This window comes from Streptomyces sp. NPDC001530, assembly GCF_042894545.1.
GTDB lineage: Bacteria > Actinomycetota > Actinomycetes > Streptomycetales > Streptomycetaceae > Streptomyces.
The window spans coordinates 405,449-421,561 of sequence record NZ_JBIAVS010000006.1 but is presented as its reverse complement, the minus strand read 5'-3'; the positions used below and the strand labels follow the sequence as shown (position 1 = coordinate 421,561).

16 protein-coding genes, 1 pseudogene and 1 riboswitch are annotated in these 16,113 nt (G+C 71.2%); of the genes and pseudogenes, 4 read left to right on the top strand and 13 right to left on the bottom strand.

Translation table 11 applies throughout. The annotated features are described in order from the left end of the window. Positions 1 to 3: 3 nt before the first annotated feature. The 9 genes from ACFY0T_RS14815 to ACFY0T_RS14775 all read right to left on the bottom strand — a co-directional run bounded on the left by ACFY0T_RS14815 (position 4) and on the right by ACFY0T_RS14775 (position 7,343). Entirely contained in the window at positions 4 to 1,092 is a 1,089-nt protein-coding gene (locus ACFY0T_RS14815) for a hemolysin family protein (protein WP_388869214.1), read from the bottom strand. After that, positions 1,089 to 2,423, bottom strand: coding sequence for a hemolysin family protein (locus ACFY0T_RS14810; protein ID WP_388869211.1), 1,335 nt, complete (start codon positions 2,421 to 2,423; stop codon positions 1,089 to 1,091). Before ACFY0T_RS14810 ends, ACFY0T_RS14815 begins: the two co-directional genes overlap by 4 nt. Positions 2,424 to 2,621: 198 nt before the next feature. After that, positions 2,622 to 3,077 carry a PH domain-containing protein gene (locus ACFY0T_RS14805; protein ID WP_388869209.1) on the bottom strand — a complete coding sequence of 152 codons (456 nt, stop codon included), beginning with the start codon at positions 3,075 to 3,077 and terminating at the stop codon, positions 2,622 to 2,624. A gap of 14 nt (positions 3,078 to 3,091) precedes the next feature. Then, positions 3,092 to 3,940: an ATP phosphoribosyltransferase gene (gene hisG / locus ACFY0T_RS14800; protein ID WP_388869206.1), complete on the bottom strand. Its 849-nt coding sequence runs from the start codon at positions 3,938 to 3,940 to the stop codon at positions 3,092 to 3,094. Positions 3,941 to 3,990: 50 nt separating this feature from the next. Then, positions 3,991 to 4,263 carry a phosphoribosyl-ATP diphosphatase gene (locus ACFY0T_RS14795; protein WP_266530748.1) on the bottom strand — a complete coding sequence of 91 codons (273 nt, stop codon included), beginning with the start codon at positions 4,261 to 4,263 and terminating at the stop codon, positions 3,991 to 3,993. Between the two features lie 33 nt (positions 4,264 to 4,296). After that, complete coding sequence (gene ribH, locus ACFY0T_RS14790; protein WP_388869203.1) at positions 4,297 to 4,782, bottom strand: 6,7-dimethyl-8-ribityllumazine synthase; 486 nt, start codon at positions 4,780 to 4,782, stop codon at positions 4,297 to 4,299. Positions 4,783 to 4,801: 19 nt separating this feature from the next. Further along, positions 4,802 to 6,091 carry a bifunctional 3,4-dihydroxy-2-butanone-4-phosphate synthase/GTP cyclohydrolase II gene (locus tag ACFY0T_RS14785; RefSeq protein WP_388869200.1) on the bottom strand — a complete coding sequence of 430 codons (1,290 nt, stop codon included), beginning with the start codon at positions 6,089 to 6,091 and terminating at the stop codon, positions 4,802 to 4,804. Further along, entirely contained in the window at positions 6,088 to 6,732 is a 645-nt protein-coding gene (locus ACFY0T_RS14780; protein WP_388869197.1) for a nicotinamide riboside transporter PnuC, read from the bottom strand. Before ACFY0T_RS14780 ends, ACFY0T_RS14785 begins: the two co-directional genes overlap by 4 nt. Then, positions 6,729 to 7,343, bottom strand: a complete 615-nt coding sequence (locus ACFY0T_RS14775) for a riboflavin synthase (RefSeq protein WP_388869194.1) — start codon at positions 7,341 to 7,343, stop codon at positions 6,729 to 6,731. Before ACFY0T_RS14775 ends, ACFY0T_RS14780 begins: the two co-directional genes overlap by 4 nt. A gap of 153 nt (positions 7,344 to 7,496) precedes the next feature. Then, positions 7,497 to 7,627: riboswitch (FMN riboswitch) on the bottom strand. Positions 7,628 to 7,939: 312 nt separating this feature from the next. Between ACFY0T_RS14775 and ACFY0T_RS14770 the strand changes: the two genes are divergently transcribed. Both ACFY0T_RS14770 and ACFY0T_RS14765 read left to right on the top strand, forming a co-directional pair. After that, positions 7,940 to 8,836, top strand: a complete 897-nt coding sequence (locus ACFY0T_RS14770) for an RNA polymerase sigma-70 factor (protein ID WP_388869192.1) — start codon at positions 7,940 to 7,942, stop codon at positions 8,834 to 8,836. 170 nt (positions 8,837 to 9,006) lie between these two features. Beyond that, positions 9,007 to 9,762, top strand: a complete 756-nt coding sequence (locus ACFY0T_RS14765; RefSeq protein WP_388869189.1) for an SDR family oxidoreductase — start codon at positions 9,007 to 9,009, stop codon at positions 9,760 to 9,762. A 284-nt stretch (positions 9,763 to 10,046) separates the two neighbouring features. Here ACFY0T_RS14765 and ACFY0T_RS14760 read toward each other — a convergent pair whose 3' ends face one another. After that, on the bottom strand, positions 10,047 to 11,237 hold the full coding sequence (locus tag ACFY0T_RS14760; protein ID WP_388869417.1) for an ROK family transcriptional regulator: 1,191 nt from the start codon (positions 11,235 to 11,237) through the stop codon (positions 10,047 to 10,049). Positions 11,238 to 11,405: 168 nt separating this feature from the next. Between ACFY0T_RS14760 and ACFY0T_RS14755 the strand changes: the two genes are divergently transcribed. Then, positions 11,406 to 12,617 (top strand): MFS transporter, encoded by a 1,212-nt coding sequence (locus tag ACFY0T_RS14755; protein WP_388869186.1) that lies wholly within the window; start codon positions 11,406 to 11,408, stop codon positions 12,615 to 12,617. Here the strand turns inward: ACFY0T_RS14755 and ACFY0T_RS14750 are convergent. Next, positions 12,577 to 13,038, bottom strand: coding sequence for an acyl-CoA thioesterase (locus ACFY0T_RS14750; RefSeq protein WP_388869183.1), 462 nt, complete (start codon positions 13,036 to 13,038; stop codon positions 12,577 to 12,579). The genes ACFY0T_RS14755 and ACFY0T_RS14750 overlap by 41 nt on opposite strands. 87 nt (positions 13,039 to 13,125) lie before the next feature. Then, positions 13,126 to 13,275: pseudogene (locus ACFY0T_RS14745) on the bottom strand (alginate lyase); the annotation flags it as partial. Positions 13,276 to 13,526: 251 nt separating this feature from the next. Here ACFY0T_RS14745 and ACFY0T_RS14740 point away from each other — a divergent pair. Next, positions 13,527 to 14,921, top strand: coding sequence for a uracil-xanthine permease family protein (locus tag ACFY0T_RS14740; protein ID WP_388869180.1), 1,395 nt, complete (start codon positions 13,527 to 13,529; stop codon positions 14,919 to 14,921). Here the strand turns inward: ACFY0T_RS14740 and ACFY0T_RS14735 are convergent. Further along, positions 14,903 to 16,018 carry a glycoside hydrolase family 6 protein gene (locus tag ACFY0T_RS14735; RefSeq protein ID WP_388869414.1) on the bottom strand — a complete coding sequence of 372 codons (1,116 nt, stop codon included), beginning with the start codon at positions 16,016 to 16,018 and terminating at the stop codon, positions 14,903 to 14,905. The two genes, ACFY0T_RS14740 and ACFY0T_RS14735, sit on opposite strands and share 19 nt — an antisense overlap. Between the last annotated feature and the right edge of the window lie 95 nt (positions 16,019 to 16,113).

Sequence of the window (16,113 nt, the reverse complement as noted above, 5' to 3'; positions counted from 1 at the left end):
GGGTCAGCTTGCCAGGGCCTCCTCGGGTGCCGCGCTTGCGCGGGGTTCCGAGACGCGGAGGGGTGGAGTTTCACGGTGCGCCGGGTCGCGTACCTCGCCGACGAGGAGTTCGAGGACGTCCTCGAGGGCCACAAGGCCGAGCACCTTGCCGGAGGCGTCGGCGACCTGTGCGAGATGCGTCGCGGCGCGGCGCATCACCGTGAGCGCGTCGTCCAGGGGCAGTTCGGACCGCAGGGTGGTCATGGGCCGCCAGATCTGCTGCGGAACCGCACGGTCGGAGTCTTCGAGGTCGAGTACGTCCTTCACGTGCAGATAGCAGCCCATGAAGGCACCGTTCTCGGCGACCACCGGAAAACGGGAGTACCCGGTGCGCGCGGTGAGCGCGACGACCTGGCCCGGGGTGACCGAGGGACCGACCGTCACCAGGGAGTCGCGGTCCAGGAAGACGTCCGTGACCGGGCGGGACCCCAGTTCGAGGGCGTCCTCCAGACGCTCCTGCTCCTCCGGATCCAACAGGCCGGCCTGGCCCGAGTCCTCGACCAGTCGGTTGAGCTGCTCGCTGGTGAAGACGGCCTCGACCTCGTCCTTGGGTTCGACACGGAAGAGCCGGAGGATGACGCGGGCGCAGGCACCCAGCCCCAGCGTCACCGGCTTGCACAGGCGCGCGAAGGCGACCAGTCCAGGGCTCAGCCACAGAGCCGTCTTCTCCGGTGCCGCCATCGCCAGGTTCTTCGGCACCATCTCGCCGATGACGAGGTGGAGGAAGACGACGAAGGCGAGCGCGATGACGTACCCGAGGGGGTGGATGAGGCCCTCCGGCAGGTGGATCGCCTCGAAGACCGGTTCCAGAAGGTGGGCCACGGTGGGCTCGGCCACCGCACCGAGCGTCAACGAACAGACGGTGATGCCGAATTGAGCCGCGGCCATCATCTGCGGCAGCCGCTCCAGGCCGTACAGGACCTGCCGCGCCCGCGCGGTCCCCAGCGGTTCGATCTGACTGCGCCGCACGGAGACGAGCGCGAACTCGGCACCGACGAAGAAGCCGTTGGCCAGCACCAGCAGCGCGGCGAACAGAAGTTGGAGCACGCTCATCGGACGGCCTCCACCGCGGGGGCCGCGTCCGCGGTCCTGACCAGCCGGACCCGCTCGGCGCGGTAGTGCCCGACCTGGCGCACCGACAACCGCCAGCCCGGGAGTTCGGCCTTGTCGCCGGGGGCCGGGATACGGCCGAGGAGATCGGCGACGAGTCCGGCCACGGTCTCGTACGGGCCCTCGGGCACGTCGAGACCTATGCGCTGCAGGACGTCGACCCGGCAGCTGCCGTCGGCGTCCCACGCGGGCCGCCCGTCCTCGGGCGGCGCGGCGGCGAGTTCGGGGAGGTCATGGCCGTCGTGCTCGTCGCGGACCTCGCCGACGAGCTCCTCGACGATGTCCTCCAGAGTGACGACGCCCGCCGTACCGCCGTACTCGTCGACGACGACGGCGATCGGCTGTTCGCTGCGCAACTGTTCGAGAAGGGGCTGCACGGGCAGCGTCTCCGGGACGAGCAGCGGGGCCTGGGCGATCCGGCCGACGGGGGTGCGCAGCCGGTCCTGCGAGGGGATCGCGAGGGCGTCCTTGAGGTGCACCATGCCGACGATTTCGTCGATCCGCTCCCGGTAGACGGGGAAGCGCGACAGGCCGGTGGCGCGTGTGAGGTTCACGACGTCCTCGGCGGTCGCCGAGGACTGCAGCGCGCTGACCTTCACCCGCGGGGTCATGACGTGCTGCGCGGTCAGGTCGGCGAGCGAGAGGGTCCGTACGAAGAGATCCGCGGTGTCCTGCTCCAGCGCGCCGGCCTGCGCCGAGTGCCGGGCCAGGGAGACGAGTTCCCCGGGGGTGCGGGCGGAGGCCAGCTCCTCGGCGGGTTCGACGCCCAGGGCCCGTACGAGCCGGTTGGCGACCGTGTTGAGCGCGGCGATCACGGGCCGGAACAGCCGCGAGAAGACGTGCTGCGGGCCCGCGACGAAGCGGGCGACCTGCAGGGGCTTGGACACCGCCCAGTTCTTGGGCACGAGTTCGCCGATGACCATCTGCACGGCCGAGGCGAGCAGCATGCCGACCACCACGGCGACGCCGGGCACGGCGCCCTCGGGCAGACCGATCGCGCTGAACGGGCCGTGCAGCAGCTCGGCGAGCGCCGGTTCGGCGAGCATGCCGACGACGAGCGAGGTGATGGTGATGCCGAGCTGGGTGCCGGAGAGCTGGAAGGACAGTTCCTTGAGCGAGTTCACGACGGTACGGGCCCGTCGGTCGCCGTCGGCCGCGGCCTTCTCGGCGTCGGGGCGCTCGACCGTGACGAGGCCGAACTCCGCCGCGACGAAGAAGCCGTTGGCGAGAATCAGCAGGAACGCTGCCCCAAGGAGCAACAGGGGGATGGTCATGCCGCCGCCTCGATATGTCGGGAGGGGGCGGCGCAGGTACTACAGGACGATCCGTCCATCGCTGGAGGGAGTCACTCCTCGGGTAGCAGGGGGCCTCTGAGGACCGGGGGGCACATCAGAGGCGGAGGCGCAACGAAACGCCTCCGCCAACAGATTAATCAAGACATGGGCCCGCAGGGCAGGGTGGAAGGCTGAGAGTCAGCCCTCATGTTTCTCGGAGTCTGCGATGGAACGGGCCTCGGCGAGCGCGCGCAGGGCGCGGGCGTCCTCGATCGCGCGCTGCTTGGCGATGCCCGGCTGGATGCCGAGCGCGGGAAGGCTGGTGCCGTCGCTGAGGTTGAGGAACACCCAGGGGTCGCCCGGGCGCAGGTTGACCTGGAGGATCTCCGCCCAGTCCAGATGCCGCTTGCTGGCGATGTTGACGACGGTGACCCCCCTCTCGTCGGCGACGACCTTGGGCCGGGAGAGCAGCAGGAGTACGCCGAAGAGCAGCGCCGCGGTGAAGACGAAGCTGAGCCGCTCCCCCGGGCCGAGCTGCTCCAGGAGCATCGCGACCGTCGTGATGACCACGAAGATCGCGGCGCCCGCGGTGAGCAGCACGGCCCGAGTGCGGGACGGGCGGAAGGTGACGGGAAGGGTGGGAAGGTCTGACATGTCCGGCGGTCCCGTCAGAGCCGGCAGGCGTGGATGGCCGTGGTCAGGATGGCCCGCGCGCCGAGCGCGTACAGGTCGTCCATGATCCGCTGGGCCTCCTTGGCGGGGACCATGGCGCGCACGGCGACCCAGCCCTCGTTGTGCAGCGGCGAGATGGTCGGCGACTCCAGGCCCGGGGTGAGGGCGACGGCCTTCTCCAGGTGCTCGGCGCGGCAGTCGTAGTCCATCATCACGTACGTCCGTGCCACCAGGACGCCCTGGAGGCGGCGCAGGAACTGCTGCACCTTGGGCTCTTCGGTGTCGGCTCCGACGCGGCGGATGACGACGGCCTCGGACTTCATGATGGGGTCGCCGAAGACCTCCAGGCCGGCGTTGCGCAGCGAGGTGCCGGTCTCGACGACGTCGGCGATGACCTCGGCGACGCCCAGTTCGATGGCGGTCTCGACGGCACCGTCGAGGTGCACGACGGAGGCGTCGACGCCGTGGTCGGCGAGGTGCTTGGCGACGATGCCCTCGTACGAGGTGGCGACCGTCATGCCGTTCAGCTCCTCGACGCCGTTCGCCGTGCCCGGCTTGGTGGCGAAGCGGAAGGTCGAGCGGGCGAAGCCGAGCGGGAGGATCTCCTCCGCGTTGGCACCCGAGTCGATGAGCAGGTCGCGGCCGGTGATGCCGATGTCGAGGCGGCCGGAGGAGACGTAGATCGCGATGTCGCGGGGGCGGAGGTAGAAGAACTCGACCTCGTTCTCCGGGTCGACGATCCTGAGCTCCTTGGACTCCCGGCGCTGCTGGTAGCCGGCCTCATGCAGCATCTCCGCCGCAGGGCCTGACAGGGAACCCTTGTTGGGGACGGCGATGCGCAGCATGAGGTCGGCTTCCTTTGTTCGTTTCGTACGGGGATGTGTGCGGGTGCGGATCAGAGGTGGGCGTACACGTCGTCGAGGGAGATCCCGCGGGCGACCATCATCACCTGGACGTGGTACAGCAGCTGCGAGATCTCCTCGGCGGCCGCCTCCTTGCCCTCGTACTCGGCGGCCATCCAGACCTCGGCGGCCTCCTCGACGACCTTCTTGCCGATGGCATGGACGCCCTTGCCGACCAGCTCTGCGGTGCGGGAAGTGGCGGGATCGCCGTGGGCGGCCTTCTGCTGGAGCTCGGTGAAGAGCTCCTCGAACGTCTTATTGGACATGGTGGCGCCCACTTTACGCGTGTGCCGGCCGACCTAGCGCCACGGTTCAGATACTGAGCGGAGGGTGGCCGCGGTCGCCACCGCCGCCGTCACCGCCTCGTGCCCCTTGTCCTCGTTGGAGCCCTCCAGACCCGCGCGGTCCAGGGCCTGCTCCTCGGTGTCGCAGGTGAGGACGCCGAAGCCGACGGGGACGCCGGTGTCGATCGAGACCTGGGTGAGGCCGTTGGTGACGCCCTGGCACACGTACTCGAAGTGCGGGGTGCCGCCGCGGATGACGACGCCGAGGGCGACGATCGCGTCGTAGCCCCGTCCGGCCAGCACCTTGGCGACGACCGGGAGCTCCCAGCTGCCGGGGACCCGGAGCAGGGTCGGCTCGTCGATCCCCAGGTCGTGCAGGGCGCGCAGGGCGCCGTCCACCAGACCGTCCATTACCTTTTCGTGCCACTGTGCCGCGATGACGGCGACCCGCAGGTCACCCACATTGCTCACGGACAGTTCCGGTGCACCCTTGCCGCTCACGTCTCTCCTCGTTGGTCTCTTACTGGTTGCCGCAGGCCGACACGGGGGCCGTGTCCAGCCAGGGCAGGTCGTGCCCCATCCGGTCCCGCTTGGTGCGCAGGTAGCGGAGGTTGTGCTCGCCCGCCTGTACGGGCATCGGCTCCCGCCCGGCGACCTTGAGGCCGTGCCGGACGAGCGCGTCGGTCTTGTCGGGGTTGTTGGTCATCAGCCGCAGGCTGCGGACGCCGAGATCCTCCAGGATCTGCGCGCTCGCGCCGTAGTCCCGGGCGTCGGCGGGCAGGCCCAGCTCCAGGTTGGCGTCGAGGGTGTCCCGCCCACGCTCCTGGAGCTCGTACGCGCGCAGCTTGGAAAGGAGGCCGATGCCACGGCCTTCGTGCCCGCGCAGGTAGACCACGATGCCGCGGCCCTCGGCCTGGATGCGCTCCATGGCCGTCTGCAGCTGGGGGCCGCAGTCGCAGCGCAGCGAGTGGAAGACGTCGCCGGTGAGGCATTCGGAGTGGACGCGGACGAGAACGTCCTCGCCGTCGCCGATCTCGCCGTGCACGAGGGCGACGTGCTCGACGCCGTCGACGGTGGAGCGGTAGCCGTACGCCGTGAACTCGCCGAAGGCGGTGGGCAGGTTGACCTCGGCCTCGCGGCGGACGGTCGGCTCCGCGGTGCGGCGGTAGGCGATCAGGTCCTCGATGGAGATGATCGTCAGGCCGTGCTTGCGGGCGAAGGGGATGAGCTCGGGCAGCCGGAGCATCCGGCCGTCCTCCCCCGCGATCTCAACGATCGCGCCGGCCGGGCGCAGACCGGCGAGGCGGGCGAGGTCGACAGCGGCCTCGGTGTGGCCGTTGCGGACGAGGACGCCGCCGGGCTTGGCGCGCAGCGGGAAGATGTGGCCGGGGCGCACGAAGTCGTCCGCCTGGGCGGTGCCGTCCGCGAGGAGCTGAAGCGTGGTGGCGCGGTCGGATGCCGAGATGCCGGTGGTCACACCGTGAGCGGCGGAGGCGTCCACCGACACGGTGAACGCGGTCTTCATCGACTCGGTGTTGTCGTCGACCATCTGGGGGAGCCGGAGCCGGTCCAGTTCGTCGCCCTCCATGGGCGCGCAGATCAGCCCGCGGCACTCGCTCATCATGAAGGCGACGATCTCGGGGGTCGCCTTCTCGGCGGCGATGACGAGGTCGCCCTCGTTCTCCCGGTCCTCGTCGTCGACGACCACGACCGGGCGGCCCGCCGCGATGTCGGCGATGGCCTTCTCGACCGGGTCGAGCGCGAAGTCCTCGATGTTGTCGGTGCTGTACCAGACCGGCGCGGTTGTCATGCCGGGGCTCCTTCCAGGACGGGCTGCCCGGCCTTGCGGGAGCGCAGCCACCAGTCGCGCAGGCCCCACAGGACGAGCGCGCCGTACAGGACGTAGACGAAACCGGAGAAGGCGAAGCCGTTGGCGAAGTTGAGCGGCACGCCCACCAGGTCGACCAGCAGCCAGGCGAACCAGAACTCGACCATGCCGCGCGCCTGGGCGTACATGGCGACGATGGTGCCGACGAATATGTACGCGTCCGGCCACGGGTCCCAGGAGAGGGACGGGTACGCGAGGAACAGGCCGGCGACCACGAGGGTGCCGACGGCCGCGGCGCCGATCATGTAGCCGCGCTCGCGCCAGGTGGCGAAGCGGACGGCGATGGAGCCGTCCTCCGTCTGCCCCTTGCCGCGGTTCCACTGCCACCAGCCGTACCCGGCGACGAGCATGACGACGACCTGCTTGCCGGCGCTGCCGGACAGGTGGGCCGTCGCGAAGGCCGCGAAGAGGACGACGCCGGACAGGAACTGTGCGGGCCAGCTCCATATGGAGCGCCGCCAGCCGAGGGCGAGGGCGATCAGACCGATCACGTTGCCGATCATGTCCGACCATTTGATGTGCTGGTCGAAGAGGACGAAGGCCTCGGAGTTGAGCCAGTTCACTTCCCGGCCCCCTCGGCGGCGGCGCGGTCACCGAGCAGCCGCTCGACGTACTTGGCGATGACGTCGACTTCGAGGTTGACCGGGTCGCCGGGCTGCTTGAGGCCGAGCGTGGTCAGCGAGAGGGTGGTCGGGATGAGGCTCACGGTGAAGTAGTCCGGGCCGGCGTCGACGACGGTCAGGCTGATGCCGTCGACGGTGATGGAGCCCTTCTCGACCACATAACGGGAGAGGTCCGCGGGCAGCGAGATCTTGACGATCTCCCAGTTGTCGGACGGCTTGCGCTCGATGACCGCGCCCGTGCCGTCGACGTGTCCCTGCACGATGTGCCCGCCGAGGCGCTCGCCCACGGCCATGGGGCGCTCCAGGTTCACGCGAGAGCCGACGGCCAGAGCGCCGAGGCTGGAGCGGTCCAGGGTCTCCGCCATGACGTCGGCGGTGAATTCGTCGCCCTCGTGCTCGACCACCGTGAGACAGACGCCGTTGACGGCGATGGAGTCGCCGTGCTGCGCGCCCTGCGTGACGACGGGGCCGCGCAGACGGAAACGGGAGGCGTCGTCGAGGATTTCGACGGCGGTGACCTCACCCAGCTCTTCGACGATTCCGGTGAACACTTCCCGGGTCCTCCTGCCTCATGGGGCACGGACTCCGGGGCCTGTCGATGACGACAGAATGAAGCGGACGACGACACCGGGAGCGACGCCGAAAGAAGACTCGTCCCACAGGACGAGTCGCATCAAACGGCGGCGCGCACGAATGCCCGCCCGCCGCGCACTGCCTCCCATCCGGACTTTAACCGTCGGTCCAGGAATTTCACCTGGTCAACCGGCCGCTGGAAGCGACCGGGTCGCGGACTGTAACCGCCGGTTCGGAATTTCACCGACCCCGGAGTGCGCTGCTTCTGGTACAGGGCCAGTGTGCCACGCCTGATCGACACCTATGCGGGCGAACGCCTGTGGGGTGCCTCACAGGCCATACGGATGGACTTCTCGAGCGACGCGCGGGCGCCCAACTTCCGCCCCGCTCCCCCTCCTTGATGATGGTCCATACCTATTGACGCTTTGGTCTAGTCCATTTAAGGTCGGCGATCACTGCTTGTTGAAACCGGTTTGCCGACACCGAATGGTCGCCCCCGATCGACCCGGCGGCGGTGACGGAGGCCCTTGCCCCGCCGCCGGGTCTCCAACCCGGTCTCTGCCAGGCTGGGGGCGTGACGACGAGCCTCGCCGATGAGTTCGAGACGTATCGCCCGCGGCTGTTCGGGCTGGCCTACCGCATGCTCGGTTCCGCCGCGGACGCGGAGGACACCGTGCAGGACGCGTATCTGCGCTTCAGCGGCGCCGACCGCGCGGCCATCGGGCAACTCGGCGCCTGGCTCGCCAAAGTCGTCACCAACCTCTGCCTCACCCGGCTGGCCTCGGCCCGCGCACGGCGCGAGCAGTACGCCGGGCCGTGGCTGCCCGAGCCGGTGATCACCTCGGACGGCACGCTCGGCCCCCTGGAGTCGGCCGAGCGGCGCGACGCCGTGTCCCTGGCCCTGCTGGTCCTCCTGGAGCGGCTCACCCCGACCGAACGCGCGGTGTACGTGCTGCGGGAGGCCTTCGCGTACGGCCATCGGGAGATCGCCGGCGTACTGGAGCTGAGCGAGGCCAACTGCCGTCAGCTGTACCGGCGGGCGGTGCGGCGGGTCGCCGCGCCGGAGGCCCGCTTCGAGGCCGCGCCCGAACAACAGGCCGGGCTCGTCGCGTCCTTCCTCACGGCGGCCCGCGAGGGCGATCTCGCCGGTCTGGAGAGTCTGCTCGCGGCCGAAGTGACCTGGTGGTCCGACGGCGGCGGCAAGGTCTCCGCGGCGCTCCGGCCGATCGAGGGGCGCGAGAAGGTCCTGCGTTTCCTGGCGGGCATCGTGGGCTCGTTCGCGAGGGACGACGTCGACGTCACGGTGGCCGAGGTCAACGGAAGCGCGGCGCTGCTCGCCCGGGCGGACGACCGTCTCCTCGGTGTCGTCACGTTCGAGGTCCACGACGGCCTGTGCACGCAGGTGCGGGCGGTACTGAACCCGGACAAGCTGGAGTTCGTGGGGCGCCAGGTGGCGCGGGCCCAGGCCTGATCGAGGTCTGATCCACGGCTTCGGATCCGGCGAAGGCCTGGTCGGCCGCAGAGTCGTGTCGGCCGCGACGTCATGGCCGGACGTTGTCACATTCGCGGTGCCTGCCTCGGTCTCAACTGACAGAGGGCGCTCCACCTGGGAGCGTCCGACGTCCGAAGGGGCTGAAGAGCATGACCACGATCCTGGTGACCGGCGGCACCGGAACCCTCGGCCGGCTCGTCACCGAGCGGCTGCGGGCGGACGGCCACGAGGTGCGGGTGCTCAGCCGGCACGCGCAGCCGTACGCCGTCGATCTGCGCGAGGGCGGGCCGGGGCTGGACGCCGCCGTGGCCGACGTGGACGCCATCGTGCACTGCGCGAGTTCGCCGCGCGGGGGCGACGAGCGGGCGGCCGCGCATCTGATCGGGGCCGCGCGCGAGGCGGGTGTCGCGCACCTGGTCTACATCTCGATCGTCGGCGTGGACGTGGTGCCGTTCGGCTACTACAAGACCAAGCTCGCCGTGGAAAAGCTGGTCGAGGAGTCGGGGCTCGGCTGGACGATCCTGCGCACCACCCAGTTCCACGACCTCGTACTCCAGGTCCTCGCGGCGCTGGCCAAGCCGCCGGTCCTGCTCCTCCCCGCCGGCGTCAGCGACCAGCCGATCGAGGTCGCCGAGGTCGCCGACCGGCTGGCCTCGCTGGCGGTCTGCGCTCCCGTGGGGCGGGTGGAGGACATGGGCGGGCCCGAGGTGCGTACGTTCCCCTCGCTGGCCCGTGCCTATCTCCGGGCCGCCGGGAGGCGGCGCCCACTGGTCAATGTCCCCCTTGCGGGGAAGGGGTATCGGGCGTTTCGGGCTGGGGGGCATCTGACGCCGGGGCACGCCGTGGGGAAGGGCACGTTCGAGGAGTACCTGGCGGCGCGGTTCGGGGGCGGACGGCAGGGGTGACCCGGGCGGGGTGCTGGTGACCAGGGTTTTCGCCCCCTCCGCCCCTACCCGTCCCGTACCTGGGGCTCCGCCCCAGACCCCGCTCCTCAAACGCCGGAGGGGCTGAATCTTTCACCGGCCGGGGCTGAAAACTTTCAGCCCCGGCCGGGCATCTTCAGCCCGTCCGGCGTTTGAGGACGAGCGCGTCAGCGCGATAGCGGGGGTCTGGGGGCGGCAGCCCCCAAGGACGAGACCGGGTAAGGGCGGAGGGGGCGAAAAACCACCCCCAGTCACCCACCCCCGGGCTACCCGGCGCGCGGTGCGAAGAGTTCCTCCTGCGCGCCGTCGCGGGCGGTGAGCAGCGCGCCGCGCAGTACCGCCCCGCCGCCCAGCGCACTCGCACGCACCTCGGTAGGAAGGGGCGACATCCGCACCAGCCGCGAGGCGACCCGCGCGGCGAGCACGTCCCCGCCCGCCCGGCCGACCTCACCGCCCAGGACCACGCAGCCGGGGTCCAGCACGGCAATCACGGAGGCGGCGCCGATGGCGAGGCGGTCGGCGAGGGCGTCGAGGAAGCGGGCGGAGGCCGGGGCGTCGGAGGTCGCGGCCGCCTGCCGCACCAGGGTCGCCGCGTGCGGTTCGTGCGGCGCGGCCTCCGCCACGACGACGCCGCACTCCGCCGCGAGCCCGGCGACGGCCGCCGCCCCCGCCAGCGAGTGGAAGCCGCCCTCGCAGTCCGTCGCCGAGGGCAGGGTCGACGTGCCGGGCACAGGGAGGAAGCCGATTTCGCCGGTGCCGCCGGAGGCACCGCGGCGGAGCTTTCCGTCGAGAATCACCGCGGCACCGGTGCCGTGGCCCAGCCACAGCAGCACGAACGTGTCGCGGTCGCGCGCGGCACCGTCGCGCTGTTCGGCGAGCGCGGCGAGGTTCGTCTCGTTCTCGACCAGGACACGGGCGGGCAGGCGTTCCTGAAGGGCGGCGACCAGACGGCGGTGCCACTCGGGCAGGCCCGAGGAGTCGCGCAGTTCGCCGGTCGCCGGGTCGATGAGACCGGGGGCCCCGATGCCGACCGTGTGCAGACGCTCGGCCCCCGCCTCCTTGGCCGCGCGCTCGACCAGCGTGACCGCCTGCTCGACGGCGGGCCCCGTGCCGGTGTCGTCCGCGATGGGCACCGACGCCCGGGCGAGCTCCGCGCCGAGCAGGTCGGAGACGACGACGGACACGCCCTCGGTCCGCACGTCGAGGGCGGCGAGATGGGCCCGGTCGGCGACGATCCCGTACAACCGGGCGTTCGGGCCGCGCCGCTGCTCCCCGGACTCCCCCACCACGGAGATCAGCCCGGCCGCCGTAAGGCGTTCCACGAGGTCGGCGACCGTGGGCCGGGACAGTCCGGTGAGCTGCTTCAACTGCCCTGCCGTCAAAGGGCCTTCCTGCTGGAGCAGGCGCAGGGCGAGCCGGTCGTTGATGGCCCGGGCGGTGCGCGGTGATGCGGGCATGCCGGGATCCTCCCAGATCGCGGAATCCTTCCGGCTCACGGGTTCCTCCCGGATCAGTGGGGCTGGACCCCGGACTCCCCCTCCCTTAAATCCGCTATTTATCAGGCAGGGTTCCTGATAGTTTACGGCGGCAGCATGGGGAGGACGTCCGGGAGGGGCAGCGGCACCATGGGTGAAGTGGTCTACGACATGCGCGAATTGAAGCGCGCACGGTACGCGGTGGCCGCCGTGTTCGCGGTGCACGGCGCGGTCACAGGGTCGTTCGCGACCCGCGTGCCCTGGATCCAGGACCACGCCTCGGTGGGCGCGGGGCAGCTCGGCATCGCCCTCGCGTTCCCGGCGATCGGCGCATCCGTGGCGATGCCGCTCGCGGGCCGGATCAGCCACACCTTCGGCGCCCGTACGGCGCTGCGGGGACTGATCTCGCTGTGGACGCTGGCCCTGATCCTGCCGTCCCTCGCGCCGAACCTGTACACGCTGTGCCTGGCGCTCTTCACCTTCGGTGCCACGGCGGGCATGGCGGACGTCGCGATGAACGCCCTGGGCGTGGAGGTCGAGAACCGCCTCGACAAGTCGATCATGTCCGGGCTGCACGGCATGTGGAGCGCGGGCGCCCTGATCGGCTCGGCGGCGGGCACGCTCGCCGCGCACCTGGGCTCGGACGCACGCCTGCACCACGCGCTCGCCGCCGCGGTGCTGACCGTGCTGGGCCTGGTCGCCTGTCAGTGGGTGCTCGACATCAAGCCGACCGAGGACGAGGAGCCGCCGCCGCGCTTCACCCTGCCGCCCAGGTCGGCGCTGCTCATCGGCGCGGTCGGGTTCTGCGCGGTGTTCGCGGAGGGCGCGAGCCTGGACTGGTCCGCGGTCTATCTGCGCGACCAGCTGGACACGTCGGCGGGTCTCGCGGCGGCGTGCACCACGGGCTTCACACTCACCATGGCCCTCGCGCGGATCGCGGGCGACCGGATCGTGGACCGCTTCGGCGCCGTACGCACCGTACGCGTCGGTGGTGTCTGCGCGGCGCTCGGCGGACTGCTCGTCGTGGTCGCCGACACCCCGGCGGTCGCCATGGGCGGCTTCGCCCTGCTGGGCCTCGGCATCGCGGTCGTCGTCCCGCTCTGCTTCGCCGCGGCCGGCCGCAGTGGCCCCAACCCCAGCCAGGCCATCGCGGGCGTCGCCACCATCACGTACACCTCGGGGCTGGTCGCGCCCGGCGCGATCGGCACGCTGGCGCAGGCGACGAGCCTGGTGGTGTCGTTCGGGCTGGTGACCGTGCTGGCCTGCGGGCTCGTCGCGTTCGCGGGGGTGCTGCGGGCGGGTGACCGGGGTCGGCCGAAGGTCAGCCCCGCGAGCGCAGCAGTTCCCGACCCAAGGCCCTGAACCTGTCGCTCCACGGCGTCGGGCGCAGCGTCCCGGCGTCGAGCCGGACGAGGACCCGGGTGCCGTGCGCGTACGTCACCGCGCCGTCGGCCGAGCAGAAGCGGAACCCGTACGTCAGTCCGGTGTTCCCGAGCCGCTCCAGCCAGAGGTGGACGGCGTACGCGCCCGGCCGGTTGACCGGGGCCTCGTAGCTGATCCGCAGCTCCTTGACGGCGTTGCAGAAATCGCCCGCCGCCTCCCAGTCGCCCGCGAAGCCGAAGCCGCGCTCGTTCCACAGCGTGGTCCACGCTCGCTCGACCATCACCGGGTAGCGGGCGTTGTGCAGCAGCCCGAGCGCGTCGAGGTCGTCGAAGTGGACGGTGACGGGGATCAGCCGTCCGTAGGCGAGGACGGGGGCGGCGGGTGGTGCTTCGGCGGTCACGGGCGGGGCTCCTGAGGTGCCGGAGGGGACGGCGGGGTCACCCCATCCTAAGCGGCCGCTCAGGAGCCCCTGTCTGTGCGGGACTGGTCAGCCCGCGATCGAGTCCAGCTGCTCCGCCGCCGGTCGTAGCACCCACAGGTCGCCGCCGGGCGGCGTTTCGAGCTGCGGCACGGCGGCCTGCGCGGCCCGGTCCCCCGCGTCGGCGGCCGCGTGCACGACGTCGCTCGCCGCGAACCGGTGCTTGTCGACGACCGTCCAGGGGCTCCTTCGGGACCTTGGGCGCGGCGTGCGCCGAGGCGGAGGGGACGACGACGGCCGCCAGGTCACCACGGCGGCGACGACCACGCCCAGTCGGGGTCTGGCACTCATTGACCACTCCGATCAGCGATATGAACGCAGTTCATCAGTAGGGCCGAGCGAGCGTAGGGCGGCTGGTTACCCCTGACAATGGTCCGGACAGATTCACGTACAGAAAGCGAAGCCTCACTATGGACCTCGGCGTGCGCTGGAAACTGCACGGCGACGGGCGCACGCCCGCCCCCGGAGCGGTCGTCCGCCCCGATGAACGCCTCTCCTGGCCCCGCACGGCCGGGCTCGGCGCCCAGCACGTGGTGGCCATGTTCGGGGCATCCTTCGTCGCCCCCGTCCTCATGGGCCTCGACCCGAACCTCGCGATCATGATGTCCGGCGTCGCGACGGTCATCTTCCTGCTCGCCACCCGCGGCCGTGTGCCCAGCTACCTGGGCTGTTCGCTCTCCTTCGTCGGCGTCGCCGCGGTGATCCGCGCGCAGGGCGGCACCAGCGCGACGGTGACGGGCGCGGTCTTCGTGGTCGGGATCGCCCTGTTCCTGGTGGGACTCGCCGTGCAGCGCTTCGGGGCGCGGATCATCCACGCCGCGATGCCGCCGATCGTGACCGGCGCGGTCGTGATGCTGATCGGCTTCAACCTGGCGCCCGTGACCGCGTCCACGTACTGGCCGCAGGACCAGTGGACGGCGCTGCTGGTGATGCTCTTCACCGGTCTGGCCGTGGTGTGCCTGCGCGGTTTCTGGTCACGGATCGCGATCTTCCTGGGTCTGGTCTTCGGATACGGGATCTCCTGGGCCTTCGACCGGATCTTCGGCAAGATCCACTCGGTGGACGCGAGCGGCAAGCTCACCGACCACTGGCGGCTCGATCTGTCCGGTGTGGGCAAGGCGGACTGGATCGGGCTGCCCAGCTTCCACGGCCCGTCCTTCCAGTGGTCGGCGATCCTCGTCGCGCTGCCCGTCGTGATCGCGCTGGTCGCCGAGAACGCCGGTCACGTCAAGGCCGTCGGTGAGATGACCGGCGACCCGCTGGACGACAAGCTGGGCACCGCGATCTCCGCGGACGGCGTCGCCTCGATGCTCTCCACCGCGGTCGGCGGCCCGCCCAACACCACCTACTCCGAGAACATCGGCGTGATGGCCGCCACCCGCGTCTACTCGACCGCCGCCTATTGGGCCGCCGCGGGCTTCGCCCTCCTCTTCGGCCTCTGCCCCAAGTTCGGCGCGGTCGTGGCGGCGATCCCGGGCGGCGTCCTCGGCGGCATCACCGTCATCCTGTACGGCATGATCGGCCTGCTGGGCGCCCAGATCTGGCTCCATGCCCGGGTCGACCTGCGCAACCCGCTGAACCTGGTGCCGGCCGCCGCGGGCATCATCATCGGCGTCGGCGGCGTCACGCTGAAGTTCACGGACACCTTCTCGCTGAGCGGCATCGCCCTCGGCACCCTCGTCGTGATCACCGGCTATCACGCGCTGCGGGCGATGGCACCGGCCCACCTCAAGACGCAGGGGCCGCTCCTCGACGAGGGCACGTCCTCGTACGACGAGTTCGAGGATCAGCGCGCCAACTCATAGGCGTACTCCGCCGAGAAGGTCCCCGGCGTGCCCTTGCAGCCGTCGGACTCGCCCGGCAGCTTCACCCACAGATAGGCGTCGATCCTGGCCTGCCCGGTGGTCAGGGTCGGCGCCTGGCCGATCTTCCGGCCCGGAGGATCGCACCACTCGCCGTCGGCCGGGGCACCGGCGCCGTTCCGGCTGGTGTCGATGACGGCGCCCAGGCCCGCGGGGCCACCGAGCGCGGACAGCACCTGTCGGGCGTACGCGATCTCGTCGCTCGTACGGTGGAAGTTGGACACGTTGGTGAAGATGCCGTCGGAGGAGGCGGGTGAGGCGGCGCCCGCCTGGTCGAGCAGCGAGGCCTGTTTGACGGCGGGGTTCCAGTCGGAGTGGCCGGCGTCGTAGTAGACGCGGGCCTTGGGGTTCGCGGCCTTGAAGACGCGGCCCGCGCGGGCCAACGAGGCGAACCGGTCGGCCTGTTGGCCCTCGCTGAGACAGTCGGACTGGGCGATCGAGTCGGGCTCAAGGACGATGACGACCTCGCCGGAGCCGAGCCCCGCCGCGAATTTGTCGATCCAGCCGTCGTAAGCGGCGAGGTCCGGCGCCCCGCCCTCCGAGGCGCCGCCGCAGTCGCGCTGCGGGACGGTGTACGGCACGACGACCGGGACCCGGCCCTGCGCGGCGGCGGCCGAGGTCACCGCCCTGACCTGTGCGGTGATGGTGGACGGTGTGAAGTCGGCGAACCAGACGGCGGCCGGGCGGTCGGCTATCCGGGACTCGATCACCTCGTGCCGGGAGTCGCCGGGATGGGCCTTGACCCAGTCGAGGACCTGGGAGTCGGGGTGGCGGTAGAGCAGGGCGGGCGCGGCCGCGGTCTCCGGCTTCCTCTTGCTGGTGGACGGCTTGGGGCTCGGCTTCGGGGACGCTGACGTGGGCGAAGTCGGCGACGGCGAGGCCGACGTGGGTGACGGGCTCGGTACCGCGGGCAGCGTCCGGAGGCTGGGCGAGCGGGTCACCAGCGGTCTGGCGTCGTCGGAGGGGCGCCCGTCGTCGAGCGCGGACAGCATCCCGGTCACCGTACCGACGGCGACCACGACCGAGGCCGCCGCGACCATGGCGCCGCGCCGGGCGGCCCGCCTGCGCTCTGCCCTGCGCGCCGCCAGCCGCTGGGCACGTAAGCCTGACACGTACTGCTCCCCCCACTCCCGCC

Coding starts and splice junctions, on each gene's coding strand:
- ACFY0T_RS14815 (WP_388869214.1), bottom strand. CDS start 1,092: ATGAGCGTGCTCCAACTTCTGTTCGCCGCGCTGCTGGTGCTGGCCAAC.
- ACFY0T_RS14810 (WP_388869211.1), bottom strand. CDS start 2,423: ATGACCATCCCCCTGTTGCTCCTTGGGGCAGCGTTCCTGCTGATTCTC.
- ACFY0T_RS14805 (WP_388869209.1), bottom strand. CDS start 3,077: ATGTCAGACCTTCCCACCCTTCCCGTCACCTTCCGCCCGTCCCGCACT.
- hisG (WP_388869206.1), bottom strand. CDS start 3,940: ATGCTGCGCATCGCCGTCCCCAACAAGGGTTCCCTGTCAGGCCCTGCG.
- ACFY0T_RS14795 (WP_266530748.1), bottom strand. CDS start 4,263: ATGTCCAATAAGACGTTCGAGGAGCTCTTCACCGAGCTCCAGCAGAAG.
- ACFY0T_RS14785 (WP_388869200.1), bottom strand. CDS start 6,091: ATGACAACCGCGCCGGTCTGGTACAGCACCGACAACATCGAGGACTTC.
- ACFY0T_RS14765 (WP_388869189.1), top strand. CDS start 9,007: ATGACCACGATCCTGGTGACCGGCGGCACCGGAACCCTCGGCCGGCTC.
- ACFY0T_RS14760 (WP_388869417.1), bottom strand. CDS start 11,237: ATGCCCGCATCACCGCGCACCGCCCGGGCCATCAACGACCGGCTCGCC.
- ACFY0T_RS14755 (WP_388869186.1), top strand. CDS start 11,406: ATGGGTGAAGTGGTCTACGACATGCGCGAATTGAAGCGCGCACGGTAC.
- ACFY0T_RS14740 (WP_388869180.1), top strand. CDS start 13,527: ATGGACCTCGGCGTGCGCTGGAAACTGCACGGCGACGGGCGCACGCCC.
- ACFY0T_RS14735 (WP_388869414.1), bottom strand. CDS start 16,018: ATGGTCGCGGCGGCCTCGGTCGTGGTCGCCGTCGGTACGGTGACCGGG.